Raw genomic sequence first — 25306 nt, 5'->3', positions numbered from 1 at the left:
AATATGTATATAGCTTATACAACATAGCTGTATTAATCTGATTTTTTTGTGTTAAATAGTGTAAATTTTATTTATTATAAAGATAACAGCCCTTACTCTTTCTTCTTTCTCAGCTAGTTTTTACATACAGTATTCTCTGGTATGTAGGTTGTAACTAATTGATTCTTAGAAAATCATCCAATGGAGGAAGTTGAATAATACCTTTTCAGCTAATCAATAGCCTTTTTATCAACAAAATCAAAAAATTCAAAATTGAGCACTCTTTTTATGGATTTAAGAAACTATAACCTAGCCAAAAGAAGAATGTTTAAAATTCATGGAATAAATTTAATGCTTTAGTGCTTATAGTGATGTTAAATGTAGTGGTCAAGTATTTTCGTGCAGCAGGAAAGTTGCACCTAAAACAGGGAAATGGCGAAAATAGTCACTTATCTAGAGGTATTTAGGTCTAAATATAAGCCCAAATGCTTCAAAAAAGCGCGGTTAGGAATTTAGTTTGAGTGAAGTTTTTCCGTACAAAGGTCTCAATAAAAATCAAAGTGATTTATACATATAGTAATTTATCAGTATCTGATTTTTTCTGGATATTTTGTTAGCCCGCTTTATTTCAAACCCCCATTTTTTGAAAATTGGCATGGCGACTTTTGAAGCATCTACACTTAATTGTGAAAGCTTTTTCTGGTGGGCCAAGTCAAGTATATGGTCATAGAGTTTTCTAGCTATGCCACGCTTTTGAAAGTCAGGATGCACGTAAAAACAGTCTATGTAACCATCATCTTTAAGTTCAATAAACCCCGCAAGGCGTGAGCCAAAGATAGCCATCCAAGGCTGAGTGTTATCTAAACGTTCTAACCACATCTGATAATCTGGTGGTGTTGGGCACCATGCTTCTTGCTCTGCTTTGCTATAAATATCGGTATCAATAGCATGAATTGTCGAATGAAACAAATCGCATATTTCAGTGGCATAAAGTGGTGAGTATGGTTTTACTTCGATTTTAGATACAGAATCCCGTTTAGATTCTGTTGTATAACTTCGACGGTTCTTTATCATGGTTCACCTCATTTTTATGATGTTATTTTATCACCTTATTTGGTGTATGGAATTATTAAAACACTACAAAGAAAACTTTTATATCTGGGAAAGTAGGTTCAAAAGTTCATAACGAAGCATCCTAAAAATCACCTGTACCCATTCATTCCAGCGCTAACCCGATTTTTTTAGTTTTTTTAATGTTACCCTTTCAGTAACAATTAATCTTTAACATTATATAAATCATATTGTTATATATATATTCAAAAAACATATATGTATAGTAATGAATACTTATGAACACTTAAAAAATAAGTATACATAATATATTAATATATATCATGTTTTTTGTGTTTATGTATAGTTATGTGATATATTTTAAATTAATGGAGGGTAATAAAATAAAAAGTATAGTGATGTATTCTCTTATTAGGGTAGAATCTACGAAGGTATAATAATAAGTTATAGGTAACTTAAATTTGAGTTACGGCATTTAGGATAGGGTTAATGATTAACTAGTTTTAAATTGCGGATACCTGACAATGAAACACTTCCTTTACTGGCTTGCTCGACAAAATCGCCCATCAGTCTAACATTATTCTCCGTTGTTCTAAGTACGTAGTTCTGTTATAAGCCCGTCTAACGCTATTACTATCAACATGAGCAAGCGCGGCTTCAATAACATTAGGGTCAAAACCTTGCTCGTTTAATATTGTGCTAGCTAAAGCTCTTAATCCATGCCCACTAATTTATCTTTATATCCCATTCGTTTAATTGCCATATTCGCTGTTTGGCTATTCATGGGAGTGGAAAAGGGTGGTTTTAGACTTGGGAAAATGTGTTCCCTGTGACCGCTAATAGGTTTCATGATTGATAGAAGTGCCATAGCTTGCTTATTAAGAGTGATAGTATGCTCTTCTCATCTTCATTTTTTCAGCAGGAATAATCCATAAGCAATTATTAAAGTCAATTTCCTGCCATTTTACCCCTACAGCTTCATTAGGTCGGGTCATTGTTAATAGTTGCCATTCAATTAAGCAACGCGTCTGTAATTCAATTCCAGCCATTGCAAGAATTTGCATAAATTCAGGTAGCTCTTGTGCTTTGATTGTTGGCATTTGTCCTTTTGTAGGGCTTTCAAATGCATCTTTAATCTTGACTGCTGGGTTAGCCTCAATTAAGCCTATATTCACAGCATAAAACATAATTTCATTAATGCGTTGGCAAAGCCTTTTAATCGTTTCTAATTTGCCATTTGCTCTTAATGGCTCCATAACTTTGATGAAGTCTTTTGCCTTTAATTTGAAGATGGAACTATTACCGATGTGAGGAAAAATATGTAACTCTAATGAGTTCCAAATACCTTTTAATGTAATTTCAGTTAATCCTTTACTACTCTTAACTTTAAACCAGTCAGTAGCCACTTTTTTAAATGTACTGGTTATTTCGTCTTGCTTGCGCTGTTCTAGTTCGGCTTTATGTTCTTGAGGATCTATACCTTGTTTAATTAATTCGCGCGCTTCGTCCCGTTGTTTTCGTGCTTGTTGTAGCGAAACTTCGGGATAACTTCCAAAGCTTACAGTAGTTCTATTATTAGTTATAGGTCGGTAATATCTAAATTGCCATATTTTTGTACCTGTTGACTTAATAAGTAAAAGCAAACCATTTCCATCATAAATAGGATAATCTTTACTTTGAGGCTTGGCATTCTTTATTTGTGTATCAGTTATTGGGATTACTTTTTTAGGCATACTTTACTCTTATGGGACTATGAAATTATTTTATTATGTTTATGTAGTCCTTAATATAGTCCTAAAAATTCTGGTTGTAAATGTATCTTACTGGTGCTTAATGAATAATAAAATAGGCTTTAAGCCTTGTGTTTATTGATTTTGATGTGTTTTAAAGGATTTAAAAGAATGTTACGCTGGCGGAATCTTAACTGAGCCATGAAAACACTTGTCAATACAGGATTTTTTATTTCAATAAACTGAATTGTATACCTAAACGTATACCTAAAAAGAAAAGTGACCCCTCAAATTGTGTATTTTTAGTACTCACTTATTTTGGATTTAAAGTTGATTTTCGCGGGTGTAAAAATCTGGTCAAAGAGGCAGTACTTAAATTTGATTGTTAAAGAAATTAACCCACCCCCATTAAAATAAAATTTTATAAAAATCTATGCATACTATACATGATTTCTTGTAAGCCTTATTGTATAAGGGTTCGCGCTATGTATAACTACATTTTAACCCTACATAACTCTACATTTTTACTATACATAAAAACAAAAAAACCGCTCTATGAAGTGACCCCCAATAGTTGGACAACCAATTACAGGGGGTCTTTTTATGTCAAAATATAGTCGAGATTTAAAAATTATCATAGCTAATGAATTCTTATCAGGAGAATCATCGGAAATTCTTTCAAAAAAATATGCGATATCTTCTCGTCAGATTCGATATTGGTCCCAAGTGGTTGCAATTCATGGTGATAGCGCCTTTCAACCAACACCTCATTTACGTCATGCCGAAGCAAGATTACAAGCACTAAAATTAATGTGGACAAATGATTGGTCTCTCGGGCACACTAGTGCTATGCTTAATTTAAGTTCCCCCGGGCTTCTATTTGTTTGGCTTGATAGATATTATAAAAAGGGTTTCCGAGGGCTTGAATATCGTTCCAGAGGAAGACCCTGTATGAAGAAACCCCGTATTGAACCCACTCACAGTGATGATGAAAAAACAATTGAAGCATTAAAAGAGGAAATTGCTTATCTACGAGCAGAAAATGCTGTTCTAAAAAAGTTGGAAGAGCTGAAGCAAGCAAAACGTCAACAAACAAAGAAAAAACGTTAGTTGTTTTAGCTCTTAAATATCAGTATTCCTTAAGACATTTGCTATCAGCAACAAAACTGGCAAAAAGTGTTTTTTATTATCATGTTAATAGGTTGAAAACCCCGTCTGCTTATGAAAATGAGTTAAAACGTATAGAATCGATTTACCATGAACATAAAGGGCGCTATGGTTATCGGCGAATTCATTTAGCGTTGATAAATGAAGGAATTAAGCTCAATCATAAAACGGTACAACGATTAATGGGTCAGCTTAATCTTAAATCGACAGTAAGACCTAAAAAATATCGTTCTTATCGTGGAGAGACAGGTAAAACAGCAGCTAATTATCTTAAAAGAGATTTTAAATCATCGAGACCGAATGAAAAATGGGTAACGGATGTCACAGAATTTAAGGTAAATGAACAGAAAATTTACCTATCTCCCATTATCGATTTGTATAATCAAGAAGTAATCGCTTATAAAGTGGCTAAAAATGCACGTTTAACGTTGGTGACAGATATGCTTCAAAAAGGGATATCACGATTAAAACAGTATGAAAAACCGTTACTACATAGTGACCAAGGCTGGCAATATAGAAATTGCCATTATCAGAAGCTACTAGCTAATAATGGCATCAAACAAAGTATGTCCAGAAAAGGAAATTGTTTAGATAATGCGGTAGCTGAAAACTTTTTTGGTCTATTAAAATCAGAAATGTATCATGGACAATGCTTTCAAGATGCAGATGAATTGATTGAAAAAATAGAAGAATATATAGAATACTACAACACCAAACGGATTAAAGCCAAATTAAAAGGCCTGATTCCGGTTGAATATCGAAATCAGGCCTTACAAGCCGCTTAATAAAAGTGTCCAATTTTATGGGGTCACTTCACTAGGCGGTTTAAACGTTAATAAACAATTAGCTTTAGGTAGGATCTTCTGCTTTAGGTAACCAGTCTTTATCCGCGTTTGAATTAAGCTCTAAGTTGGTTTTAATTCCTGCTGTATAGCGCTTCTTCATGTATTGCTTGCCGTTCTCGTTCATTGCATAACTTAAAGATGTGCCAAACTGGGTAAGGGATAAGGGATTATTTAGCCCTGTGTTACGAATGTATTCGATATAAGCATGGTAAACATACTTTCTTGGATTGAATGGAATAATTCCAAGATTTCCTATTAGCATACCGTTAGGGTTGTCTAACGCATCAAAATAGCTACAGAAATCGACTAAATGGTCAGATTCTCTTTTAATAGTCTTTGCTTCTTCTGATTGTTGCTGTTTATGTAATCGTTCTTTAGCATCATTAGGGTTAGCGAACTCATTAAGTAACAACCTTACAATTGAAGGTAACTCTTGTTGGATAGGCTACACTAATTAGTACCAATTTTATAAGGTCATTGTTATGATAAACCAACAATAAAAAAAGGTAACAATAATGACAATCAATTTAACCCGAAGAGAAAAACGTAGCTTTACTAACGAGTTCAAAAAACAGATGGTAATGCTATATCAAAATGGTAAAAAACGTGCTGATATCGTCGCTCAGTATGACCTCACCAAATCAGCATTAGATAATTGGATAACTCAGTATCAAACCACGGGGTCATTTACCGCTAAAGATAATCGCAGTGCGGAGGAGAACGAGCTTATCGCACTACGCAAAGAGAACAAACGCTTGTTAATGGAGAACGATATCCTAAAGCAAGCTGCGTTGATAATGGGGCGAAAATCGAGCTAATTTTACACAATAAGCACCGATACACTTTGCGAGGATTATGTCGTTGCTTAAAAGTAACAAGAAATCGTTTTTATTATCAACGGCAATTGTCCCAACAACCGCAAGATGTTGTGCTCAGTGAAAGAGTCGGTAGAGTTTTTAATGATAATTACCGCGCTTATGGTACAAGGCGCCTGCAGGCAGAACTGAGAAAGCAAGGCATGATTTTATCTCGACGACGAATTGGTCGAATTATGGCAAAAAATGGCTGGGTCTCAAAATACACCTGTAAAAAATATCGTATTCACGTTGGAAAAAGTAATGAATCGAGTGTGGGGAATGAACTTAATCGAGAGTTTGAGATAGGTCAACCACGAAAAATATTGGTGACTGATTTAACCTATGTGAGGGTTAAAGAGCGGTGGCACTACCTTTGTGTGATTGTTGATGTCAGTAATCGAGAGATAGTTGGACGAAGTGCTGGCAGGCATAAAACAGCAGGGTTAGTTATGCAAGCAATCAGTCAAATTCCAATGAATTTACAGTCTATTGAGTTTTTTCACTCAGATAGAGGAAAAGAGTTCGATAATCATCTAATTGATGAGTGTTTAACCGAGTTTAGCATTAAACGTTCATTAAGCCGTAAAGGCTGCCCGTATGATAATGCAGTTGCGGAAGCAACATTTAAAGCGGTGAAAACAGAATTTGTATCGAATACTATTTTTGATTCACTGGAGCAGCTTAGGTTGGAATTTAATCATTATGTCGATTGGTTTAACTGCAATCGACTTCATTCAACATTAAATTATCAGTCACCGATTGAATACAAAAGAAATCGATGACCTTATCTTTTTGGTACTAAAAAGTGTGGACATACCATGTTCTATTTTGCTAACCAAGTTTAAATCTCGCTCTTTTTCAGGTATAACCTCGCCAAAGTGAAATATTACCCTTCGCCTTGATATGCCACCGTTGCGCTCATTAAATCGCATGGCTTCGTTGTTGATTACTAACACTACCGCTGGAATCTTACAGGAATAGGGCTGTTTATGTTTTGGGTCAATTGCGACTTCATCACCGCCAGTAATTGCTTTTAAACCTGCACCACTACCCATATATCGCGGTTGGTCTGGTAAAATGATAAGAGAGTAACCAACAACTAGCGCCCTGTCTCTTGCCTTTTCCAGTGATTCCATTGTACCTATAACAGTATTGTTTTTACCTGATAACATAGTTGCGATTTCAGCAAATACACTTTTACCGCTACCGCCTGCGCCTGTAACTTCTAGGAACAATTGCCAATCATAACGATTAGCTAATATCATATAAAGCCCAGCTAGTATATTCTTAGCCTTATCTTGGTTACCTGATGCTCTTTTTATCCATTTAGCAAAGTTCGGCGCGTGAGTTTCAAAAGATTCTTTTTCTTTGGCAGGGTAATAATCAATGTTATTACTCACAAATAACCAATCTTGCTTATTGTGTGGTCTGAAAGTTTGTGTCTTCAGCTCATAAACACCATTTTTAAAACAAATTAAATCCGTTTGAGCGCGACCCATTGCAGGTAAAGATAATCTGAGGGTTTCAACCGCTGAACTTATGCGCATAGGGTTAAATGGCTCACCTGATTGATTAAATAAATCGGCTAGTGTTCGCATTAATACTTTATCGCTAATGGGTTGCCATGCATTATCTTGATAGTGATAGATTTCATCGGTAGTAAGATTAATAGCAAGGTTATGGTTATAATGCTCATTTAGCAATTCGGCGCGCTGATTTGATGCCATTTGCGATAAATTCATGTTTTGGGTTTCAAGTTTTTTCAAGTTTTGGTTGTTAGTATTTGTTAAGGTTTGAACGTTAATTTTTGATAAGTTTTTATCAAATAAACCTGAAGTTTTCTGAAGTCCAAATTGTTGCCTATAATCATCCCAATCACATTTATAATCAGTGTCAGGGATTGTGTAATAACCATTTACCGCTGTAGCCGCTTCTATCGCTTTTTCTTTACCTGTGTTTTTATGACTACCTATATCATTATCACCAGCGATGATAATATTTGCGGTAGTATTAACCTCGCGAATAGCTTTGGCTACATGAATAAGATTACCTGCATCAATGGCAGATATCACTGGTGACCGATGGCGGAATACCGCTATCGATATGCCTGTGGCTAATCCCTCACAAATAATAATCTCGGTAGCTGTGAGTAATTCTTTGTTTACCTCGTCAGGTCTGCCCAAATTTGGGCTGACCCATATAAAAGCACCTTTTTTATTTGAGCCTTTCATTAAGTGCTTGCTTCTGTCTAGCTCGATAAATTGACCGCCTGCATATTCACCGTTGATATTGATAACAGGCACAAAAATGCGCCCGTCATCTAGCAAGGGTAAGTCGAATGTTAACCCTTTTTCAGTGAGGTAATCCGACTGCCCTAATATTGCTTTAGATAGTAAATATTCAACCTTTTTAAATATGGGTTTACTCTGTAGGTCGGACTTGAAATCCGAGCTTGTGGCGTTATGATTGGTTAAATTTAAGCATTCAGCTACTTTACTACTAGCTTCTTTAGCATCACAATGATAATAGTTTTTGATAAGATTTAAGCCGTCACCGCTACCGCATTGATTGCAGATATAAGTACCGCGCCCATTTTTATTATCAAACCTAAATCTATCTTTACCACCGCAGACAGGGCAAGGACAATGCTTACCATTACCCACCACAATACCTAATGAATTAAAGATTGATTGCCATTTACCCACCGCTTCGGCTGTAACTTCATTTATTTTCATTACCGCCACCTTAGTGAATTGTCGCGTTAGATTCAGCTTTGATATCTTCGGCTAAACCAATAAACAATGTTGAAAGTAATTCTTGCCCGAGTGGAGTTAATGAAATAGGTTTATCTTCGTTTTCTGTGTACATGTCTTTTAACACGCCATAAGTGCGATTTAATCCCTCACTTTCGCCGAAATTCTCAATCAGGTATTGCTTAAGGTTGATTTTTAACCCTAGTACAATTAGATCTTTATTAATATCAATTTTAATACCCTCATGAACAAATACTTGACTATCATTTTTGTTAATCTGTTCAATTAAAAACAAACTTGCTACTATCGCCATAGCTGAATCAACGATGATATGATGGATTGCGGTTATTTTTTGGTTATTATTCATTATTGTTAACTTCCTTATGATTAAGTTTATCGTCAAGTAAATTAATTTGATTGGAAGCAAAGCAAGCAACGTTTTTTAATTGTGCTAACAAGTAACCAATGTCGCGTGTATCGTCTTTAAATTGTTGTTCCTCATATTCTTCACATTCAGAAGCCCAAAATAACAAATTACCAATAGCACCGATTCCCCATAGAATTGATTGTCTGAGTTCCTCTAAGTGTACTTTTGCGTGTAATAAGTTTTGTGGTTGGATATCAGCCCGATATAAATTCAAGACAGATAAAAGGTTAGGTAGGTCATATTGCCCATTTTTAGGACATAGGGTATCATTACTATTAGCCATAATCATTACCTCGATTAATGTTATTGTGGTTAGATCCCTTGAAGTGCGACCAACACTATCGAGGGATTGCCTTTTATGGTACTCATCATTATAATGGTTCATACCACCAATATTTAATCTACCATAAAGGTATGCACCAATGCAAGAAAAAAAAGATAAGAAAAAAACTGACCGATCAAACAGTACTAGAAAAATTATTAGATTTGAAGATGATCTATTAGAGCAAATTAACCAACAAGCAAAGAAAGATAATGAATCTTTTTCTGGCTGGGTTAAAACTGCTTGTAAAATGAGATTAGTGGAATAATTTACTATCTTAATACCACTTTTCGGTGGTATTTGTTTTCTTGTTTTTCTTTTTATGGACTGGCAAAACCAACATTTTAGATACAACCCTATGCAATGAGTTTCCCGACACATACGCGCGCGCGTAGTGATATCAATAAAATCTTCTCTAACGTGTCGAAAAATTACATCGCAGAGGTTCACAGGGCGATTATTTAAGGGCTGGGCATACATCTGTATTGCTGGGTTGTTATATAAGCTTATGGTCATTTTTAAGCCTCTTTGCCGATTAATCTGGTCATGTAGCTTTGTGATAGCTTGATTAGTCGTCCATTCGGTAATTTGTTCATTATTTGCACTTTGATTCCTGAATTCTAATGAATCAAAGATTAAAAAATCATCACCTTTAATTGTTGTTTCTTTTACTGGTGCTAGATTGATAAAATTAGTCATGATCAAACCCTCTAACGTGTCCTTAAATTATTAATCGTTTTATTAGAGGTAATTAAATCAGACAACGCGCTTATTCTTCGTTTAACTTCCCTTATCGCTTCTGTGGGTGAGTCTATCTCATTAAATACCGCTGATTCGATTTGTTGTAAGATAATTAGCGCCCCTAATTGCTGTTCGTTAGCAATTTGCCTCTCTCCTGAGTATAACCCTGTAAATCTGTTTTCAGCTTTGGCGAGATTAATATAATGGTACTTTTTGACACCTTGCATCATTGATAAAGCGTAACGGCTCTGATGATAGAAAGGTAAGTATTCGCGTTTTACTTTTTCGCGTTCTCGGCTATTAGCGAAGGCTTTGGTTACTCGCACTTTAAAATCAATAATTTGTTTATGATTTTTACCTCTTGCAATTCGACTAATTAAATCGAATTGATTCTCATTGAGTAGCGCATAAGTAATTGTCACAGCTCCAACGCCTCTTTTTCTCGATGCCTTTTGAAAAGGCAGTGAGCCAAATTCTTTTAAATCATTCTTATTCGAACGGATCAAATTCATTAAACTTTTATGAGTAATTCCCATTTCTTTAGCTACTAAACGGCTGTCTATTCTTGGTTCCTTGGATTGCGTCAATTCAATATCGTTATTTTTAATAATTAAATCTGTCATATTCCTTCTCTCTTAACGTGTCGGAAAATTAACGTGTCAGAAAATTACCCTTTTATTTAAATTTAGGTAATAAGATAGCGTGGCTCAATTTTGAGCTTTGCTTTAAAATCAATTAGTTAATTTGGTGTTTTAGCTAGACACTTAACGCGATATTGGTTATCATTGGAAGCGTCATTATTCCAATGCTAGCCCTTTATTATTTCGCGATATAAAGGGCTTTGCTTTATCACCATCAAGCCACATCACGGCGTTTTACCTCACTGCGTTCTACTCTGCGAGATTCCAGCCAAGAGTAAATTTCATCAGCACGATACCCGACTCGACGCAAGCCAATTCTTATCTTTTGTGGGAAGGTTTTGTCTCTCTGTTCCAATGTATAGAGGCTAGTGTCAGATTTGAAGTGCAGTAATTTTTTAACTTCTTTCTTTAATAAAATTGTATTTGTCATTTTTTATTTCCTTTTTTTATCAGTAGTTATCATTATAATACTGTATAATTGTCCAGTAATCCATTAAATCAGGAATTACTTTAAAAAAAATAGAATTCCGTCAAAATAATTTAATTCCGTTAAAATGTTCGATGTCACACTAATAGTATAAAAAATGGTCGCACATAGAAAAAATTTAAAATATACATCATTGTTTTATTTATTTTTATACTGGAAAATTTTATTATGTTTAGTTAATCAGTTTCATTCAATCTCATTCGGTTTCATTCGGTCTCATTTAGTGCCATTTAGTGCCATTTAGTGCCATTTAGTATCAATTTGGTGTCAATTTAGTTCTTCTATTTATTATTCAGATAGCTACAAATATTTATTAATTTTTACAAATTTTTATATTTTTTACGGCACAATTAAGGTGAAAAAAAGGGAAAGAAGGGAAAGAAGGGAATTCAGGGATAAAGAAGATATTATTATTCAATAAGAAATTTGTTTTTTAACGAGAAAATGACCAACGGACTTTTAGGTAATTGGTCATTTATGTTAAAAGATTAGTTTTGAGTATAAGAGAGCGCCAGCTTGGCTTTTTCATAAAATGACGATTTGGATAAACCATCTAAATTTAAGTTATGTTTTTTTGCCATTTCATCTATGGCTTTTTTGATTACTGCAATATTAGGTTTTTCAGCAGTTCCATAAGAATTACCTTGTTTATCGGCAATTAGCTTTAATAACATACCCGTCATTTTGTAGATATTTGTTTGTTCTTCGTCCTTTTTATATAGTCCTCTTTGGCTTTTAGATAGGTCAGTACCTATATCTAATAATTCCTGACCTCCCAACTTGTAAAGAGTTTCTCGCCACTTTTGCGTCCCAGTTATATTTATAATAGCTTTTAATGCACGCTTTTTTACTGGCTCTGGTGTGACTTCTTCATCAATCAAAGTGTAAGCTATAGTAAACATAATATCTGATGAATATTTCTGATAAAAGCTTCCGCCATACGAGGAAAGGCAACGATCGATATAGTTTCGGTAAGAACGGAAATCAGCCAATTTATCTTGTGGTATTTCTTTTATCTTAATATATGGATCTAAGCCACATAATAGTAAAGCTAATTCTTTAGATTCAATCATAGGTAATTTTGTCGCTTGTTCGAAAATTCCCATTTTTGCAAAACTTACCATTCATACCACCTAATTATCGATAATAGCTAAATGCGATACACTTTAACATACAGTTTAATACATTATAACACTGTATCTATATACATAAAAATAACCATGATAAAATTAGAGAACAAAAGAATATTTTAAGGGTAGGTGAATGAGAGATATAGTCAAAGCCAATAGTAAATATTTGAGCCGTCGCGCTACATCAAAGCATCAGGCTTGCACGGTAGCAAGATAGTAGTAAGCCCTTTGATGGGCTTTTTAAATTCAACCCTATGAAAGGGTTTTGTAAGTTGCCTTTATTATGAAGATAACTGTTTTAATTTAACGAAACTACATAATTTTTGCAGTTCCCGATTAAATATTTTTAATATTATACTATTTTTTCTTTTTATCAAAAGGATGTGTTATATCTTCTACCCAGCATACTGCAACTATATATGCAAATAAAAAAAATAATGCTGACCCAAGAATAAAATGATTATCTACGTCACGGAAAAAATTTTTCCTAAAACAAATACTGCCCTGTATTCCTCCAAAAAAATATATCCAAATTATCAGAATGCGTCGAGTCCATCTTAACGATTTGTTATATTTATAATCCTTTTCTGTAAAACGAGAACGTCGAAAATAATAGCAAGCACACAAAGTAGCTATAGATAATAAATAAAGATAATAAACATTATTCCGCTTCGCTATCTTTACTATTTTTTCTTTTTATCGAAAGGATGTGAAACTCTTTCTACCCAGCGTATAGCAAATAGATACGCCAATACAAAAAATATAGCAGACGCAATAATAAAATCATTATCCACTTCACGAAAATAATTTTTCCTAGAACAAATACTCATTTGTATTCCTAAAAACAAATACGCCCAAATTATCAGAATGCGTCGAGTCCATTTTAATGGTTTGTTATATTTATAATCCTGTTTTGTAAAACGAGCGCGACGAAAATAATAACACGCTAATAAAGTTGCTATAGATAAAAAATAATAAATAAAGATAATAAACATTATTCCGCTTCGCTATCTTTACTATTTTTTCTTTTTATCGAAAGGATGTATGATATCCTCCACCCAACATACTGCAACTATATACGCAAATAGAAAAAATAACGCTGACCCAATAATAAAATCATTGTCTACGTCACGGAAATAATTTTTCTTAGCGCAAATACTATAGTGTACGCTGCCAAGCAAGTATGTCCAAATTATCAGAATGCGTCGAGTCCATTTTAATGGTTTGTTATATTTATAATCCTTTTCTGTAAAACGAGAACGTCGAAAATAATAGCAAGCACACAAAGTAGCTATAGATAAAAAATAATAAATAAAGATAATAAACATTATTCCGCTTCGCTATCAATTGTATATTGCTCACCGTCAGGAGTCGTACAGAGGTAATACTCTCTAACGCCATTGTTACCATCACGAACACTAACAAAGTTACAACTATGAACTAACTCACCTACATTCGTAATTGTTTCAGACTCAGGGATAACTAATTCTGATTCGTCAGTATCGTTATTATGAAAGAATACACTTTTAACGTCATCAAAAATACTAACCAATGAGGCTATATCAACAATGATCTCACCTGCTAATGCCTTTTTTTTCATTACTGTATAATGTTTAACTAAATCCTGTCGTCCGAAATGCCATAATTTTCTTACGGGTGTCCCAAATTCGTTCATTTTAGGCACTAGTTTGAGTTTGCCACGCACAGATATTCCTATATCAACCAGATCATAAACCAATGTTCCTACTGACTCGGACATACCTAATTCCCGAGCCGCCGCCTGATAGGAGGATTTCAAAAAACCATCGCCACCCGTCAAACCCTCCTGTATGCTATTTACACCATGCAGACCAACGTATGAGCCAATCACACAACCTACACCTGTTGTGCACATAGCCGCGCCAGTTGTAATCATGGCTAAACCGCCAAAAATTGCTATACCACGAAGCCCCCATGTTACCGATTGTTCCAAAAGGCTTTTTTCTTCTTCCTTGATTTTTTCAGCGCCTTGCTCATACGTCATAGCGCCACTGTCTACCTTTTCAACAATATCATTAGCAAATACTTCGACTTCTTGCTTGAATGCTTGCTTAATATCATCATGATATAAGTGCTTTTCGCATAATTCATCAGCACATTGTAAGAGACGGCGTGCATCAATTCTAATTAAATTGTTTTCGTCATTATTTGCGGAACTCAATTGTTTTTGATTACCAGCAAACGAATTAGATTGGGCAGAGCCACTACTAACCCCGACAAATATAGTGCTATTTAAGGCGATGATTCTATGCCCACCGACTGGCGTGCATTTACACGCAACAATACAGCCATCATAGGCAACGGGTTTACCATCGATAATAAAGTTGTCTGCTCCCTCTATAATTCTGCCTGTGCTATTGCATTTAGGACAGGAAACCAAATCACCTAATAGAGCAACACCATCCATACCACAATAACCGTTTCCTGACGCTGTGATAATCCTACCGCCATAATTGGTTGCATCACCCAAAACAGCTACTTGCTTGGTCATATTACACCCTCACATTATCGTTATAGCCACTGTGAATATGTATATAGTTTATACAAATTAGCTATATTAATCTGATTTTTTGTGTTAAATAGTGTAAGTTTTATTATCTTAATTAAGTTAAATTATTGATATTTTCGGAAAACGCTATTAGCGTATCTTGGATGGAACACTATTAATGGCTTCCATTTTTCTATGGAAGCGAACAGTAGTAATTACTTTGGTGTTAGCTTCAATTAATACCCTTTCTGATAATACGTTTTCCGTGCGTACTTTTGTGCGTACCTCTTTAGTGCGTACCAATTCATCAGATTTCGCATTAGCTAAACTAAAGATATATAACTATAGTTAGTACGTATCTATTAAGTGCACTCTTGGAGTGCGCTAACTTGTTAACTGTCTTTTATGATTAAATTGGTATCCATTTATTAAATACCTTTTTTGCTGGATACTTGTTTGGATACCTCTATAAGTGCTAGTGATTATATATTAAATGGATTTTCGGATATTTAAATTCTATAGGAAGTGGCTCAATTTGAGCATCTAAAAGTTGAGCAGGTAACAGGTTTATGCTCTTTGCTTGTCAGGCGGTTAAATCCTCCAATGGAGGAAGGAGAATAATACCTTTTCAGCTAATCAATTGCATTTTTATCAATAAAATCAAAGGGCGCAAAATTGAGCCCTGTTTTTATGGACTCAAGAAACTATAACCTAGCCAAAAGAAGATTTTTAAAAATAACTTTATAACAGGGCTTTTTGGTGCTTTTTTCACCCATAGTGATATCAATAAAATCTTTACAGCTTATAAATATTGGTTTCTTTTCGTACAGTGACAATCCTTATAGCTGGGAGGGCGGGTCAAAAGTTCATAACGAAGCATCCTAAAAATCACCCGTACCCATTCATTCCAGCGCTAACCCGATTTTTTTAGTTTTTTTGACCGTTATTACTAAATGAGTAACCATAAATATCTATGGTTGAGGAACTCAAGCCAATGTAATAAACCTGCTAGCTTTTCAGCAGATTACAAATTTAATACCTGTATGGTGGAAATCACCATTCAGCTACCCAATGATCAAGCAAAATAATAACATATTGATTATTAACAAATTGAATATTGAGGTTATCCATAATATTAATATAAATCATATTGTTATATATGTGATCTAAAAGGAATATATGTATGTATAGTTATGAATACTTATGAACACTTAAAAAATAAGCATACATAGTATAATATATTAATATATAACAAGTTTTTTATGTTTATGTATAGTATGTATAGTTATGTGATATATTTTAAATTAAAAGTTTAAGATTATGTATAGGTAAAGGGTAACATTTGAAAAAGCGCCCTCAGATATAAGGCTTAATATGAAGTTATTGAAGTGAATAACTCAAATAGGGTTACAGCTAACATGTTGATTTGTTAAGTAACTCAAATTTGAGTGACGGTATCTAGATAGAGTTAATGATTAACAAGTTTTAAATTACGGCTACCTGACAATGAGACATTACCTTTACTGGCTTGCTCTACAAAATCACCCCACCAATCTAACATGATTCTCCTTTGTTCCAAATAAGTAGCTCTGTTATAAGCTCGTCTAACGCTATTACTATCAACATGAGCAAGGGCTGCCTCAATAACATTAGGGTCAAAGCCTTGCTCGTTTAATATTGTGCTCGCCAAAGCTCTTAATCCATGCGCCACTAACTTATTTTTATATCCCATTCTCTTAATTGCCATATTCGCTGTTTGGCTATTCATGGGAGTAGAAAAGGGAGGTTTTAGACTTGGGAAAATGTGTTCCCTGTGACCGCTAATAGGTTTCATGATTGATAGAAGTGCCATAGCTTGCTTATTAAGAGTGATAGTATGTTCTCTTCTCATCTTCATTTTTTCAGCAGGAATAATCCATAAACAATTATTAAAGTCAATTTCCTGCCATTTTGCCCCTACAGCTTCATTGGGTCGGGTCATTGTTAATAGTTGCCATTCAATTAAGCAACGCGTCTGTAATTCAATTCTAGCCATAGCAAGAGCCTGCATAAATTCAGGTAGTTCTTGTGCTTTGATTGTTGGCATTTGTCCTTTTGTAGGGCTTTCAAATGCATCTTTAATCTTGACTGCTGGGTTAGCCTCAATTAAGCCTATATTCACAGCATAAAACATGATTTCATTAATACGTTGGCAAAGCCTTTTAATCGTTTCTAATTTGCCATTTGCTCTTAATGGCTCCATAACTTTTATGAAGTCCTTTGCCTTTAATTTGAAGATGGAACTATTCCCGATGTAAGGAAAAATATGTAACTCTAATGAGTTCCAAGTACCTTTTAATGTAACTTCAGTTAGTCCTTTACTGCTCTTAACTTTAAACCAGTCAGTAGCTACCTTTTTAAATGTACTGGTTATTTCGTCTTGCTTGCGCTGTTCTAGTTCGGCTTTATGTTCTTGAGGATCTATACCTTGTTTAATGAGTTCTCGCGCTTCATCTCTTAGCTTTCTTGCTTGTTGTAGTGAAACTTCGGGATAACTACCAAAGCTAAGTAATGCTCCTTTTTTGGTATACGGGCGCGTGTACTTAAAACGCCAAATCTTAGAGTTATTCGCTTTGATTAAAAGATACATACCGCCACCATCAAATAAAGAATAATCCTTATCTCTTGGTTTGGCTGCTTTTATTTGTGTGTCGGTTAATGGTAAAGTCTTTCTTGCCATAATGATTTTAGGTATACGGGTTTTAGGTATATTGCATTCGTATACCTAAGCATATACCTAAAAATTCTGGTTGTAAATGTATCTTACTGGTGCTTAATGAATAATAAAATAGGCTTTAAGCCTTGTGTTTATTGATTTTGATGTGTTTTAAAGGATTTAAAAGAATGTTACTGAATAGTGAATTGGTGGAGCTGGCGGGAGTTGAACCCGCGTCCGAAATCTCTACATCCTTGGTACTACATGCGTAGTTTGTCTTTAAGTTTCGCTTACCCGCTGTGGACAAACACACCACTGATAAACTAGCTTGATTAAATTTAATGCTTCCACCCCAAGCAAGGCTTCAACACGATCTCGTTTGGGTTTGACTCCTCTTGATCCCCGTCCTACGAGCGGAGGCTGGGGAGAGAAGGCTCTATGCAGGTTATTAAGCTGCTAGTGCGTAGTTTTCGTCGTTTGCGACTATTTTTTTGCGGTTTATTTACGAGGCCTACCGCACCTCGGCATGCACCTTGGGTTTCGCAAATCCCGTCGAATCCAGAATCAGCCCCAATTGTGATTTGTAACTTAATATAGTATCGATATATTATAAGTGAATTCAAAATCTAATACAAGATGTGATATAAGTTAACTTTACTTGCCATAAGTCCTGTTATTGCTTTTTTCATCTTTCAAAAAAGTATTATTATCAACTGTATTCTTTTGCGATTTTATATCAGTATTTTTTGAAACTACCTCGATATATAATGATATTAAAAATATAGTTGCGTTGAAGCAGTTATTAATTCAAGTCGTTATTTTTTTGTGATAGAGGGAATAATAATGAAATTATTAATCCCTCGTTTAAGTTGATTAATAAATGTTGTGCGTTCTTTGTGCTAGCTCTTTGATGATATCAGGATAAATTTTTTCTAAAGTATAAAAGCGCAATAATATAATAGTGATAGCGCTTAGTACTAAAGGTGAATAAATAAACAATATTTGTAGGGTCGTTAGTACGCTTTCTGGTTGATTAGCAACATCGGTAGCAATGTAACCTGCCATACCTAATACCCAACCAATGCCTCCGGAAGCGATACCACTTCCTAATATGGCACTGAAACTTCCTCCACTATAGACTAATCCATCATTTCTGATGCCAAATTTCCATTCACCATAATCAATAGTGTTGGCTAACATAGAATATGCATTTCCCATAATCGGAGCAAAACCAACACCACGTAGTATTGTTCCTATTATTGCAACATAAGTATCATGAGGAGCAACTGCCATGATGATGCTTCCTAATATAATTGTGGCCATACCAACAATGATAAATGTCAAGCGACTCATGATTTTTAAAATATAAGCTGAACACATTAATACAATAACTAACGGTAAAGCAAAAGCCATATTGATTAAACCGATAAGTTGACTATCGGCTAATAGATATTTTGCATAGTAAACACCAACACCATTGATAAGTCCTAGGATACTAAAACTTACTAACATAGTAAAAAACATCGTTACCCAATATTTATTAGCAAGTAGAGTTTTTAATGAAACGCCAATTGATGGTGCATTGTAATTAAATTGGTTAATTGGTTTGATACGTTCTTTAGTATTAAAAAAAGTATAAAAGAATGTGATAATTAAAATTGCAGCATAAATTATCATAGTAAACTGCCAACCGCGTTCACCTCCACCAAAAAAATTGACTAAAGGTAAAGTAATATAAGGAATAATTAACATGCTTGCAAAATAGCAAAGCATACGATATGTGTTCAAGCGGCTACGTTGGTAAGAATTTTGAGTCATTAATGCAGCAAGCGTACCATAGGGTATATTACTAGAGGTATAAATAATCCAATGTATGTTAAGTGTGATAGCGGCAAAAATTAATAATGCAAATTCACTCCAATTTTCTGGTGCACTAAACACCATTATCAATGATAGACCAAATGGAATTGTCGACCATAAGATCCATGCCCGAGCTTTACCATGTTTACTTTTAGTTCTATCAACAATATAGCCCATAACCACATTAATCACGGCATCAAAAACACGTGAAAATAGTAGCACTGCACCTAATAAAGTCGCCGAAACTCCCACAATATCGGTATAGTAGTAAAGTGCGAAAGTTCCAACGGTAACACCCGAGAACCCTGTTGCAAAGTCTCCTAATCCATAGGCAAGTTTTTCTTTAAATGAGATGTCATGGTCAGGCATTTGACCATTATTATCCGTTACTGTTGTATTCATTATGATATCTCCAGAGAAGTTTCCAAGTTAAGATTACTGGTGATAGTCGCTTATCTAAATCAAGGCTTTGATCCTGTTTAATGATAAAAGCCTTAATAATGTTGATCATCTAACTTGATAGTTAAACGGTCTGATAAGTGCTATTACCATTTTTCTGGAAAACATCCTTCATTTGAAAAAGTATTATTTTTACAACTTAATGTTCCATCACTGACAGCAATTGCTAATCCACTTCCTAATTGATCATAACCTCGAACGTTGAGTGCGGTACCATCAATGTATAAAGTAAATATTGTATCGTCAGCAATGATCTGTATGTTATATTCGCGATCAGCCTCAAGATGAATAGGGCGCTCTAAACCTTTATTCATCACACGATACCAAGGGTAACAAGGTGTTTTATCAAAAGTTAAACGGTTATCGACAAGTGAAAAAATAAAGTCATATGATTCTCCAGTTTGTTTATCTTTCATTAAACGTATTGAAAAATCACGAGTACCTTTACTGAATTTCACAGTGGTTGAAAAGCGAAATGTTTGGTCTGTATTTTCAATTAATAATTTTTCTTGACGTGCGAAAGGTGAATTAATCGAAAAATCATCGATTTTTTTTGGATTAGTAAAGCAGTTCCATAAACTATCAACGACTTTTACTCCCAAAGTATGATTTGGTCTCTGATAAACCTCGTGAGGAACAAAGGTACCTGCCCATTGGAAATTTTTTAAATCATCGTTATCTTCTTTTGTTGGTACCCAACCAAAAAGAATACGACGTTTACCATCAAACGCAGTTCTTGCTGCATAGTAAGCTCGACCATCAAACGCATCGTCAGCAGGCGTAATCCATGGACCTTGTAAAGATTGGCTCATTACGTAACGTGTTTTACTTTGATCACTGTATTCGGTATAAATCAAATACCACCAATCACCGATTTTAAATAAGTCTGGCATTTCAATCATGGTATATTTACCTGCCACCCAAAAATCACCTTGGAACTGCCAATTTTTTAGATCTTTTGAAGTGAAAGCAACAACTCGGCCTGATTGTTCAGTTTTAGGACCTTGCAATCTTGCACCTAAAATTAATAGGTACTCTTGTTTTTCATCGTTCCAAATAACCCAAGGATCGCGCCAATCACTAATATCATAACCAGCTTGAGGTGTTAAAGTTATGAGTTCAGAGGATTTATGCCATGTTTTAAAATCATCACTCCAAGCATGTAATAAGACTTGTGATGTTTTTCCTTCTTTTTCCCAATTACGGTTGTAACCAGTATAAAAAGCATGCCCTTTACCTTCTGCCTCAAACACACAACCGGCATAAATAAACTGATCGACATCTTGTTCACCACCTTTTTTTATTGAATCACCAAGATTTTGGTAATTAACAAAATCAGTTGTAGTTGCAAGTGACCAACCGAATGGTTCTCCAAATGGGCATGGATTTCGATTATCACGTTGATCATAAAGATAAAAAGTACCATCCTTACCAAATGGCATTATATCGCCAACCCAGTACCCTTTTGGTTGATAATGTAATTTTTGCATTTTTTACTCCTTCTTTTTTAACATGGATAAATGACATTACGTTGTCATTGACTTTAATAATTTTTAGTTCATTTCATGTCAACCGCGTTCATATGTCAACCGAGACCACAGTCAAAATGACAATTTTGTGAGAAACATCACTTATTGAAAAGTAGTTTTGTGATGAATATCACTAAAAAAGGTGAAAACCAAAATGTAAATCAATTCAATTACAATGATTTACGCCATAATAAAAAGCATTATAATTATATGGATATAATATAAATTTTGATTAAAGGATGATTATGAAATTAAGCAGAGATGATGTTGCTAAGTTGGCAGGGGTTTCCGCTACTACTGTTTCAAGAGTGTTAAACAATCGTGGGTACATTAGTACAACAACTCGACAGAGAGTTCAAGAAGCGATGGAAACGTTGGGTTACTATCCTAATGAATTAGCACGTTCATTATCGAATAATAAAAGTAATTTGATTGGTTTAATTTTTCCAAGTTTAACTAATCCCTTTCAAATGGAATTAATCAGTTATTTAGAAAGAATATTATCTCGAAAAGGTTACAAAATATTAATTTGCAATAGCCATCATAACCAAGAAGAGGAAAAGAATTTTTTAACCATGTTAAGACGCCATCAGGTTGAAGGGGTAATTGTAAATTCTATGAATGAAAATTTAGCTGATTACTTAATACCTGATCTGAATATCGTTTCCATTGATCGTAAAATTAATGAAACAATACCGGTTATTTCATGTGATAACTATGCTGGTGGCTATCTGGCCAGTCAACATCTAATTAATCAAGGTTGTAAAAATATTCTTTATATTGGTTCTATTACAAATGACAAACATGTCGATATGGATGCCAATAAACGTTATCAAGCTTATAAAGATAGTATTAAACTTGCAGGAATTAAACCAATTACTCTTGATATGGATTTTTCAATTAGTTATCAGGAAAAGTATCAATTGATAAAAGATCGTTTACAGTCCCAACTTATTGATGGAGTTTTAGCCGACGATTCATCAGCAATTGCCGCTATTAATGCTGCCAGAGACTGTAAATTATCATTATCTAAAGAATTAAAAGTTGTTGGATTTGATGGTGCCGAATTAACTTTGCAACATATGCCATTTTTGACGACGATTCGTCAACCGATTGCGCAAATTGCACAAAATGCGGTTTCTGTCCTGCTCGCTATGATTAACGGGGAACCATTTCATAGCATCACTAATTTACCGATTACTTTATATCAAGGTCAGAATGGAAATAACCTGTAATAGAAAGTTATATTAAAAGAAGCATATTATTTTGTCATTATAGAACCAACGGTAAATTAGTAAGAATCAAACCTAGAAAAATAATTTTAAGGGTACAGTGTAATGGTATGAGTATTTCAGTATTGGGTAATAAGTTAAAAATAACTTAAAAATGGCATATAGAATAATAAAGGCTTAAATTTTATAAAAAAATTAAATTTTTAAATTAATATTAATCAATATGTTATATGTTTTTTTATAAAGATACGAAAAATATTTCAATTTAAATTGAACTTTTTATTATTTAGCTTGTCTATATTAGCAGATTACGTTTTTTCATTTTTTGCCCTCCACTCGAATATTCGAGTGGATTTTTTTTGTCTACGACGCTAATTAGTTCTGATGTATCCTTATATCCTCATCGTTTTATATCCTTATATCACTCATGAAAATAATTGATATATCAAACTTATTGAACAATGATCAGCACTAAGTTATTATCTAGCGATTTTTAACATTCTAATAAATAGCGTCATTTTTATTATTATCAAGGTTTTCATCTTTTTTATTTTGTATAACTAATTAGACAAATAAAGAGCAGAGTAATGAATAATAAGTGAATAAAGGGATTTTTCATGTTATTGTCATCAAGGACAAAAGGGCACCTGATAGCACTAATGACAGTGTTTATTTGGGGAATAACTTATATTGCAACCAAAGTTTTACTAACAGAATTTAAACCCATTGAAATTCTCTTTTTTCGATTTACCTTAGGTTATGCCACACTTTGGTTATTAGCTCCTCGTTTTTTTGCTTGGCAGGGGATTAAACAAGAGTTAATGTTCCTTGGTGCTGGATTTTGTGGAGTAACATGTTATTTTCTCTGTGAAAATATTGCCCTAACGTATACCACTGCTTCAAATGTTGGGGTGATTACCACATTAGCACCTGTGTTTACTGCGATATTGGCGATATTTTTCCTTAAAACTGAAAAACCAGCTAAAAGCTTTTATATCGGTTGTCTATTTTCGATGATTGGTATTGTGTTAATTACCTTAAATGGAAAATTTGTATTGTCGGTAAATCCACTTGGTGATTTATTGGCAGTGTTTGCTTGTCTATTTTGGGCATGTTATTCAATTTTAACGAAAAGAAGTAGTAATTATGGTTACAATATTATTTTATTAACGCGAAGATTCTTTTTTTACGGTCTAATGTTTATGTTACCAGCGCTTTATTTATTTGATTTTGAATGGAACTTGTCAAGGTTTAATCAACCGGTCAACCTATTAAATATCTTATTTTTAGGTGTCGGAGCATCAGCAATCTGTTTTGCCTCTTGGAATTATGCGGTGAAATTAGTCGGTGCGGTAAAAATTAGCATTTATATTTATTTGGTACCGATTTTGACAATCATTAATGCGGTTTTAATCTTAGATGAACCTTTTACTTGGATTGCCGCAATCGGCACACTCTTTACTCTTAGCGGTGTGTTATTGTCTGAAGGTAAAATCAAACTTAAAAAAGATTAACATGTTATAATTTATTATTAATTGATTGAGATTGAATAATCTTACTTCACATTACTGGTTTATTGCATTCGTTTGTCAATTGCTTGCATAATAATTTGCCCTAAGTGCTCATAATTTTTATCAAAATGATGCCCACCAGGTAATTTAAAAGCCTCACCTTTCATCTCAGGTTGTAGGCAGCCAGTATCCTCTTTTTCTTCTTCTCCATAGATACAAAATAATTTATTTGCTGGAATCTTATTAACTTCAGGAGCGGTTTTCATTTCATCGCCAGATTGACCAAGCCAACCACTTACTTCTATTTCAAAATTAGCGTCTTTTGAAAAAGCTATCATGATTAATCCTTGAATACTATGTTGATCTTCTTTAGATAAATGATTATATAGTGCAGGTAAAATGTCACCACCGAACGAATAGCCAGCTAGTATAAATTTAGTTGTTCCCCATTTTTCTCGATATTGTTGCATTAGATAAGTTAAATCTTTAGCGCTACGTTCAACTGAACGATGCTGCCAAAACAGTTTTAGCGCATCGACTCCCACAACTGAATAACCATGTAAAGCCATATATTCTGCTGAAACTTTATCTAAATCTCGCCATCCGCCATCACCCGAATAATAAAAAGTTACGCTATTAGGATGTTGTTGTTTGTTTTTCGCGGGTAACTCAATAACAGGTAATCGTTCATGCCCATCAAATAAAATGGATGATAAATGTGAACTTAAAAGCTCTGTTGGTGATGCTTGATATTCGCCAATTTCAGTTGTTACTTTAATTTGTTTTTGTTGTCGAGGAAAAATTGCAACTTGTTCATCAGGTGGATTATTCCAAATAACTCGCCATGTTCCATGTGTTGCTTGATTTGGTAAAGGTGCCTCACAATCTTTATCAGCCAAAGTGAATTCTATTGATAATGCTTTAGCGTTGTCATCTTGTTGTTTTGAGAGCCAGCGGTAAGCAAACGCAGCGCCTTCTTCCATACCTGCAACTACAAATTTATGCTCATTTAATATTTTGGATGCTTGATTAAAACGATTTTGTTGTTCGGCGCAACTTGCCTGAGGTTTCAATTTAAATTGAACCAACTTAGCACCCATATTTTTGGATAAATCCAGTAATTGTTTTTCAGTAAAATAATCTTTTTGTGTAGCAACAATAATTGCAGCTGCTTCTGCTGAATTTTTGGGGTTTGCTAATATTACTGAAAAATCATTATTTATAGTGATAGTTTTTACAGTTGCACTGCCACTATTTTTTATATAATACCCGCCAATAAACACAAGCAAAATTATCAATAATATGACAATTAATAACAAAAAATAGCGTATGAAATTTTTCAT

19 protein-coding genes, 1 other RNA gene and 1 pseudogene are annotated in these 25306 nt (G+C 34.2%); 5 read left to right on the top strand and 16 right to left on the bottom strand.

Going from position 1 to position 25306, the window contains the following annotated elements; translation table 11 throughout:
* Positions 1–534 precede the first annotated feature (534 nt).
* Together GAPWK_RS11475 and GAPWK_RS11470 are read right to left on the bottom strand one after the other, a co-directional pair.
* Positions 535–1053, bottom strand: a complete 519-nt coding sequence (locus GAPWK_RS11475; protein ID WP_110287293.1) for a GNAT family N-acetyltransferase — start codon at positions 1051–1053, stop codon at positions 535–537.
* Positions 1054–1536: 483 nt separating this feature from the next.
* Positions 1537–2783 (bottom strand): annotated as a pseudogene (locus tag GAPWK_RS11470) (integrase domain-containing protein).
* Between the two features lie 600 nt (positions 2784–3383).
* On the opposite strand from GAPWK_RS11470, the gene GAPWK_RS11465 reads away from it, so the two are divergent.
* Positions 3384–3890 (top strand): helix-turn-helix domain-containing protein, encoded by a 507-nt coding sequence (locus tag GAPWK_RS11465; RefSeq protein ID WP_025316367.1) that lies wholly within the window; start codon positions 3384–3386, stop codon positions 3888–3890.
* Positions 3788–4732 (top strand): IS3 family transposase, encoded by a 945-nt coding sequence (locus GAPWK_RS11460; RefSeq protein WP_148296405.1) that lies wholly within the window; start codon positions 3788–3790, stop codon positions 4730–4732. Before GAPWK_RS11465 ends, GAPWK_RS11460 begins: the two co-directional genes overlap by 103 nt.
* Before the next feature lie 64 nt (positions 4733–4796).
* Here GAPWK_RS11460 and GAPWK_RS11455 read toward each other — a convergent pair whose 3' ends face one another.
* Entirely contained in the window at positions 4797–5204 is a 408-nt protein-coding gene (locus GAPWK_RS11455) for a primase-like DNA-binding domain-containing protein (RefSeq protein WP_025316365.1), read from the bottom strand.
* A 103-nt stretch (positions 5205–5307) separates the two neighbouring features.
* On the opposite strand from GAPWK_RS11455, the gene GAPWK_RS11445 reads away from it, so the two are divergent.
* A protein-coding gene (locus GAPWK_RS11445; protein ID WP_141675286.1) for an IS3 family transposase occupies positions 5308–6431 on the top strand; the annotation gives its coding sequence in 2 pieces (ribosomal slippage) (positions 5308–5602 and positions 5602–6431; 1125 coding nt in all).
* Here the strand turns inward: GAPWK_RS11445 and GAPWK_RS11440 are convergent.
* From GAPWK_RS11440 to GAPWK_RS11380, 12 genes are all read right to left on the bottom strand, one after another.
* Entirely contained in the window at positions 6402–8384 is a 1983-nt protein-coding gene (locus GAPWK_RS11440; protein ID WP_025316362.1) for a primase-helicase zinc-binding domain-containing protein, read from the bottom strand. The genes GAPWK_RS11445 and GAPWK_RS11440 overlap by 30 nt on opposite strands.
* Before the next feature lie 10 nt (positions 8385–8394).
* Positions 8395–8769 (bottom strand): hypothetical protein, encoded by a 375-nt coding sequence (locus GAPWK_RS11435; RefSeq protein ID WP_025316361.1) that lies wholly within the window; start codon positions 8767–8769, stop codon positions 8395–8397.
* Entirely contained in the window at positions 8762–9850 is a 1089-nt protein-coding gene (locus GAPWK_RS15685; protein ID WP_025316360.1) for a hypothetical protein, read from the bottom strand. Before GAPWK_RS15685 ends, GAPWK_RS11435 begins: the two co-directional genes overlap by 8 nt.
* A gap of 11 nt (positions 9851–9861) precedes the next feature.
* Positions 9862–10515, bottom strand: a complete 654-nt coding sequence (locus GAPWK_RS11425; RefSeq protein WP_025316359.1) for a Rha family transcriptional regulator — start codon at positions 10513–10515, stop codon at positions 9862–9864.
* A 232-nt stretch (positions 10516–10747) separates the two neighbouring features.
* A complete protein-coding gene (locus tag GAPWK_RS11420) occupies positions 10748–10963 on the bottom strand; it encodes a helix-turn-helix transcriptional regulator (RefSeq protein WP_025316358.1) in 216 nt (71 codons plus the stop codon).
* 545 nt (positions 10964–11508) lie between these two features.
* Positions 11509–12144, bottom strand: coding sequence for a hypothetical protein (locus tag GAPWK_RS11415; RefSeq protein WP_025316357.1), 636 nt, complete (start codon positions 12142–12144; stop codon positions 11509–11511).
* 689 nt (positions 12145–12833) lie between these two features.
* Positions 12834–12980 carry a hypothetical protein gene (locus tag GAPWK_RS14930; RefSeq protein ID WP_158413604.1) on the bottom strand — a complete coding sequence of 49 codons (147 nt, stop codon included), beginning with the start codon at positions 12978–12980 and terminating at the stop codon, positions 12834–12836.
* A gap of 497 nt (positions 12981–13477) precedes the next feature.
* Positions 13478–14680 (bottom strand): PAAR domain-containing protein, encoded by a 1203-nt coding sequence (locus tag GAPWK_RS11400; RefSeq protein ID WP_025316354.1) that lies wholly within the window; start codon positions 14678–14680, stop codon positions 13478–13480.
* Between the two features lie 1465 nt (positions 14681–16145).
* Entirely contained in the window at positions 16146–17396 is a 1251-nt protein-coding gene (locus GAPWK_RS11390) for an integrase domain-containing protein (protein ID WP_025316353.1), read from the bottom strand.
* A gap of 183 nt (positions 17397–17579) precedes the next feature.
* Positions 17580–17944: a transfer-messenger RNA gene (ssrA, locus tag GAPWK_RS14630) on the bottom strand.
* Positions 17945–18245: 301 nt separating this feature from the next.
* Positions 18246–19634, bottom strand: a complete 1389-nt coding sequence (locus tag GAPWK_RS11385; RefSeq protein WP_051516286.1) for an MFS transporter — start codon at positions 19632–19634, stop codon at positions 18246–18248.
* A 143-nt stretch (positions 19635–19777) separates the two neighbouring features.
* On the bottom strand, positions 19778–21181 hold the full coding sequence (locus tag GAPWK_RS11380) for a glycoside hydrolase family protein (RefSeq protein ID WP_025316351.1): 1404 nt from the start codon (positions 21179–21181) through the stop codon (positions 19778–19780).
* 284 nt (positions 21182–21465) lie between these two features.
* Here GAPWK_RS11380 and GAPWK_RS11375 point away from each other — a divergent pair, with 284 nt between their 5' ends.
* Complete coding sequence (locus GAPWK_RS11375) at positions 21466–22455, top strand: LacI family DNA-binding transcriptional regulator (protein ID WP_038517513.1); 990 nt, start codon at positions 21466–21468, stop codon at positions 22453–22455.
* Positions 22456–23069: 614 nt separating this feature from the next.
* The gene (locus GAPWK_RS11370) at positions 23070–23966 is read left to right on the top strand and encodes a DMT family transporter (RefSeq protein ID WP_025316349.1); all 897 of its coding nucleotides are present in this window, start codon (positions 23070–23072) and stop codon (positions 23964–23966) included.
* A 59-nt stretch (positions 23967–24025) separates the two neighbouring features.
* Here the strand turns inward: GAPWK_RS11370 and GAPWK_RS11365 are convergent, their stop codons facing one another.
* On the bottom strand, positions 24026–25306 hold the full coding sequence (locus tag GAPWK_RS11365; RefSeq protein ID WP_038517510.1) for a virulence factor family protein: 1281 nt from the start codon (positions 25304–25306) through the stop codon (positions 24026–24028).

It is taken from the genome of Gilliamella apicola (assembly GCF_000599985.1).
GTDB lineage: Bacteria > Pseudomonadota > Gammaproteobacteria > Enterobacterales > Orbaceae > Gilliamella > Gilliamella apicola.
The sequence above is the reverse complement of the archived record's forward strand: the minus strand, read 5'-3'. Positions and strand labels throughout refer to the sequence as shown.

Coding starts and splice junctions, on each gene's coding strand:
- GAPWK_RS11475 (WP_110287293.1), bottom strand. CDS start 1,053: ATGATAAAGAACCGTCGAAGTTATACAACAGAATCTAAACGGGATTCT.
- GAPWK_RS11465 (WP_025316367.1), top strand. CDS start 3,384: ATGTCAAAATATAGTCGAGATTTAAAAATTATCATAGCTAATGAATTC.
- GAPWK_RS11440 (WP_025316362.1), bottom strand. CDS start 8,384: ATGAAAATAAATGAAGTTACAGCCGAAGCGGTGGGTAAATGGCAATCA.
- GAPWK_RS11435 (WP_025316361.1), bottom strand. CDS start 8,769: ATGAATAATAACCAAAAAATAACCGCAATCCATCATATCATCGTTGAT.
- GAPWK_RS15685 (WP_025316360.1), bottom strand. CDS start 9,850: ATGACTAATTTTATCAATCTAGCACCAGTAAAAGAAACAACAATTAAA.
- GAPWK_RS11425 (WP_025316359.1), bottom strand. CDS start 10,515: ATGACAGATTTAATTATTAAAAATAACGATATTGAATTGACGCAATCC.
- GAPWK_RS11420 (WP_025316358.1), bottom strand. CDS start 10,963: ATGACAAATACAATTTTATTAAAGAAAGAAGTTAAAAAATTACTGCAC.
- GAPWK_RS11415 (WP_025316357.1), bottom strand. CDS start 12,144: ATGGTAAGTTTTGCAAAAATGGGAATTTTCGAACAAGCGACAAAATTA.
- GAPWK_RS14930 (WP_158413604.1), bottom strand. CDS start 12,980: ATGAGTATTTGTTCTAGGAAAAATTATTTTCGTGAAGTGGATAATGAT.
- GAPWK_RS11400 (WP_025316354.1), bottom strand. CDS start 14,680: ATGACCAAGCAAGTAGCTGTTTTGGGTGATGCAACCAATTATGGCGGT.
- GAPWK_RS11390 (WP_025316353.1), bottom strand. CDS start 17,396: ATGGCAAGAAAGACTTTACCATTAACCGACACACAAATAAAAGCAGCC.
- GAPWK_RS11385 (WP_051516286.1), bottom strand. CDS start 19,634: ATGAATACAACAGTAACGGATAATAATGGTCAAATGCCTGACCATGAC.
- GAPWK_RS11380 (WP_025316351.1), bottom strand. CDS start 21,181: ATGCAAAAATTACATTATCAACCAAAAGGGTACTGGGTTGGCGATATA.
- GAPWK_RS11375 (WP_038517513.1), top strand. CDS start 21,466: ATGAAATTAAGCAGAGATGATGTTGCTAAGTTGGCAGGGGTTTCCGCT.
- GAPWK_RS11370 (WP_025316349.1), top strand. CDS start 23,070: ATGTTATTGTCATCAAGGACAAAAGGGCACCTGATAGCACTAATGACA.
- GAPWK_RS11365 (WP_038517510.1), bottom strand. CDS start 25,306: ATGAAAAATTTCATACGCTATTTTTTGTTATTAATTGTCATATTATTG.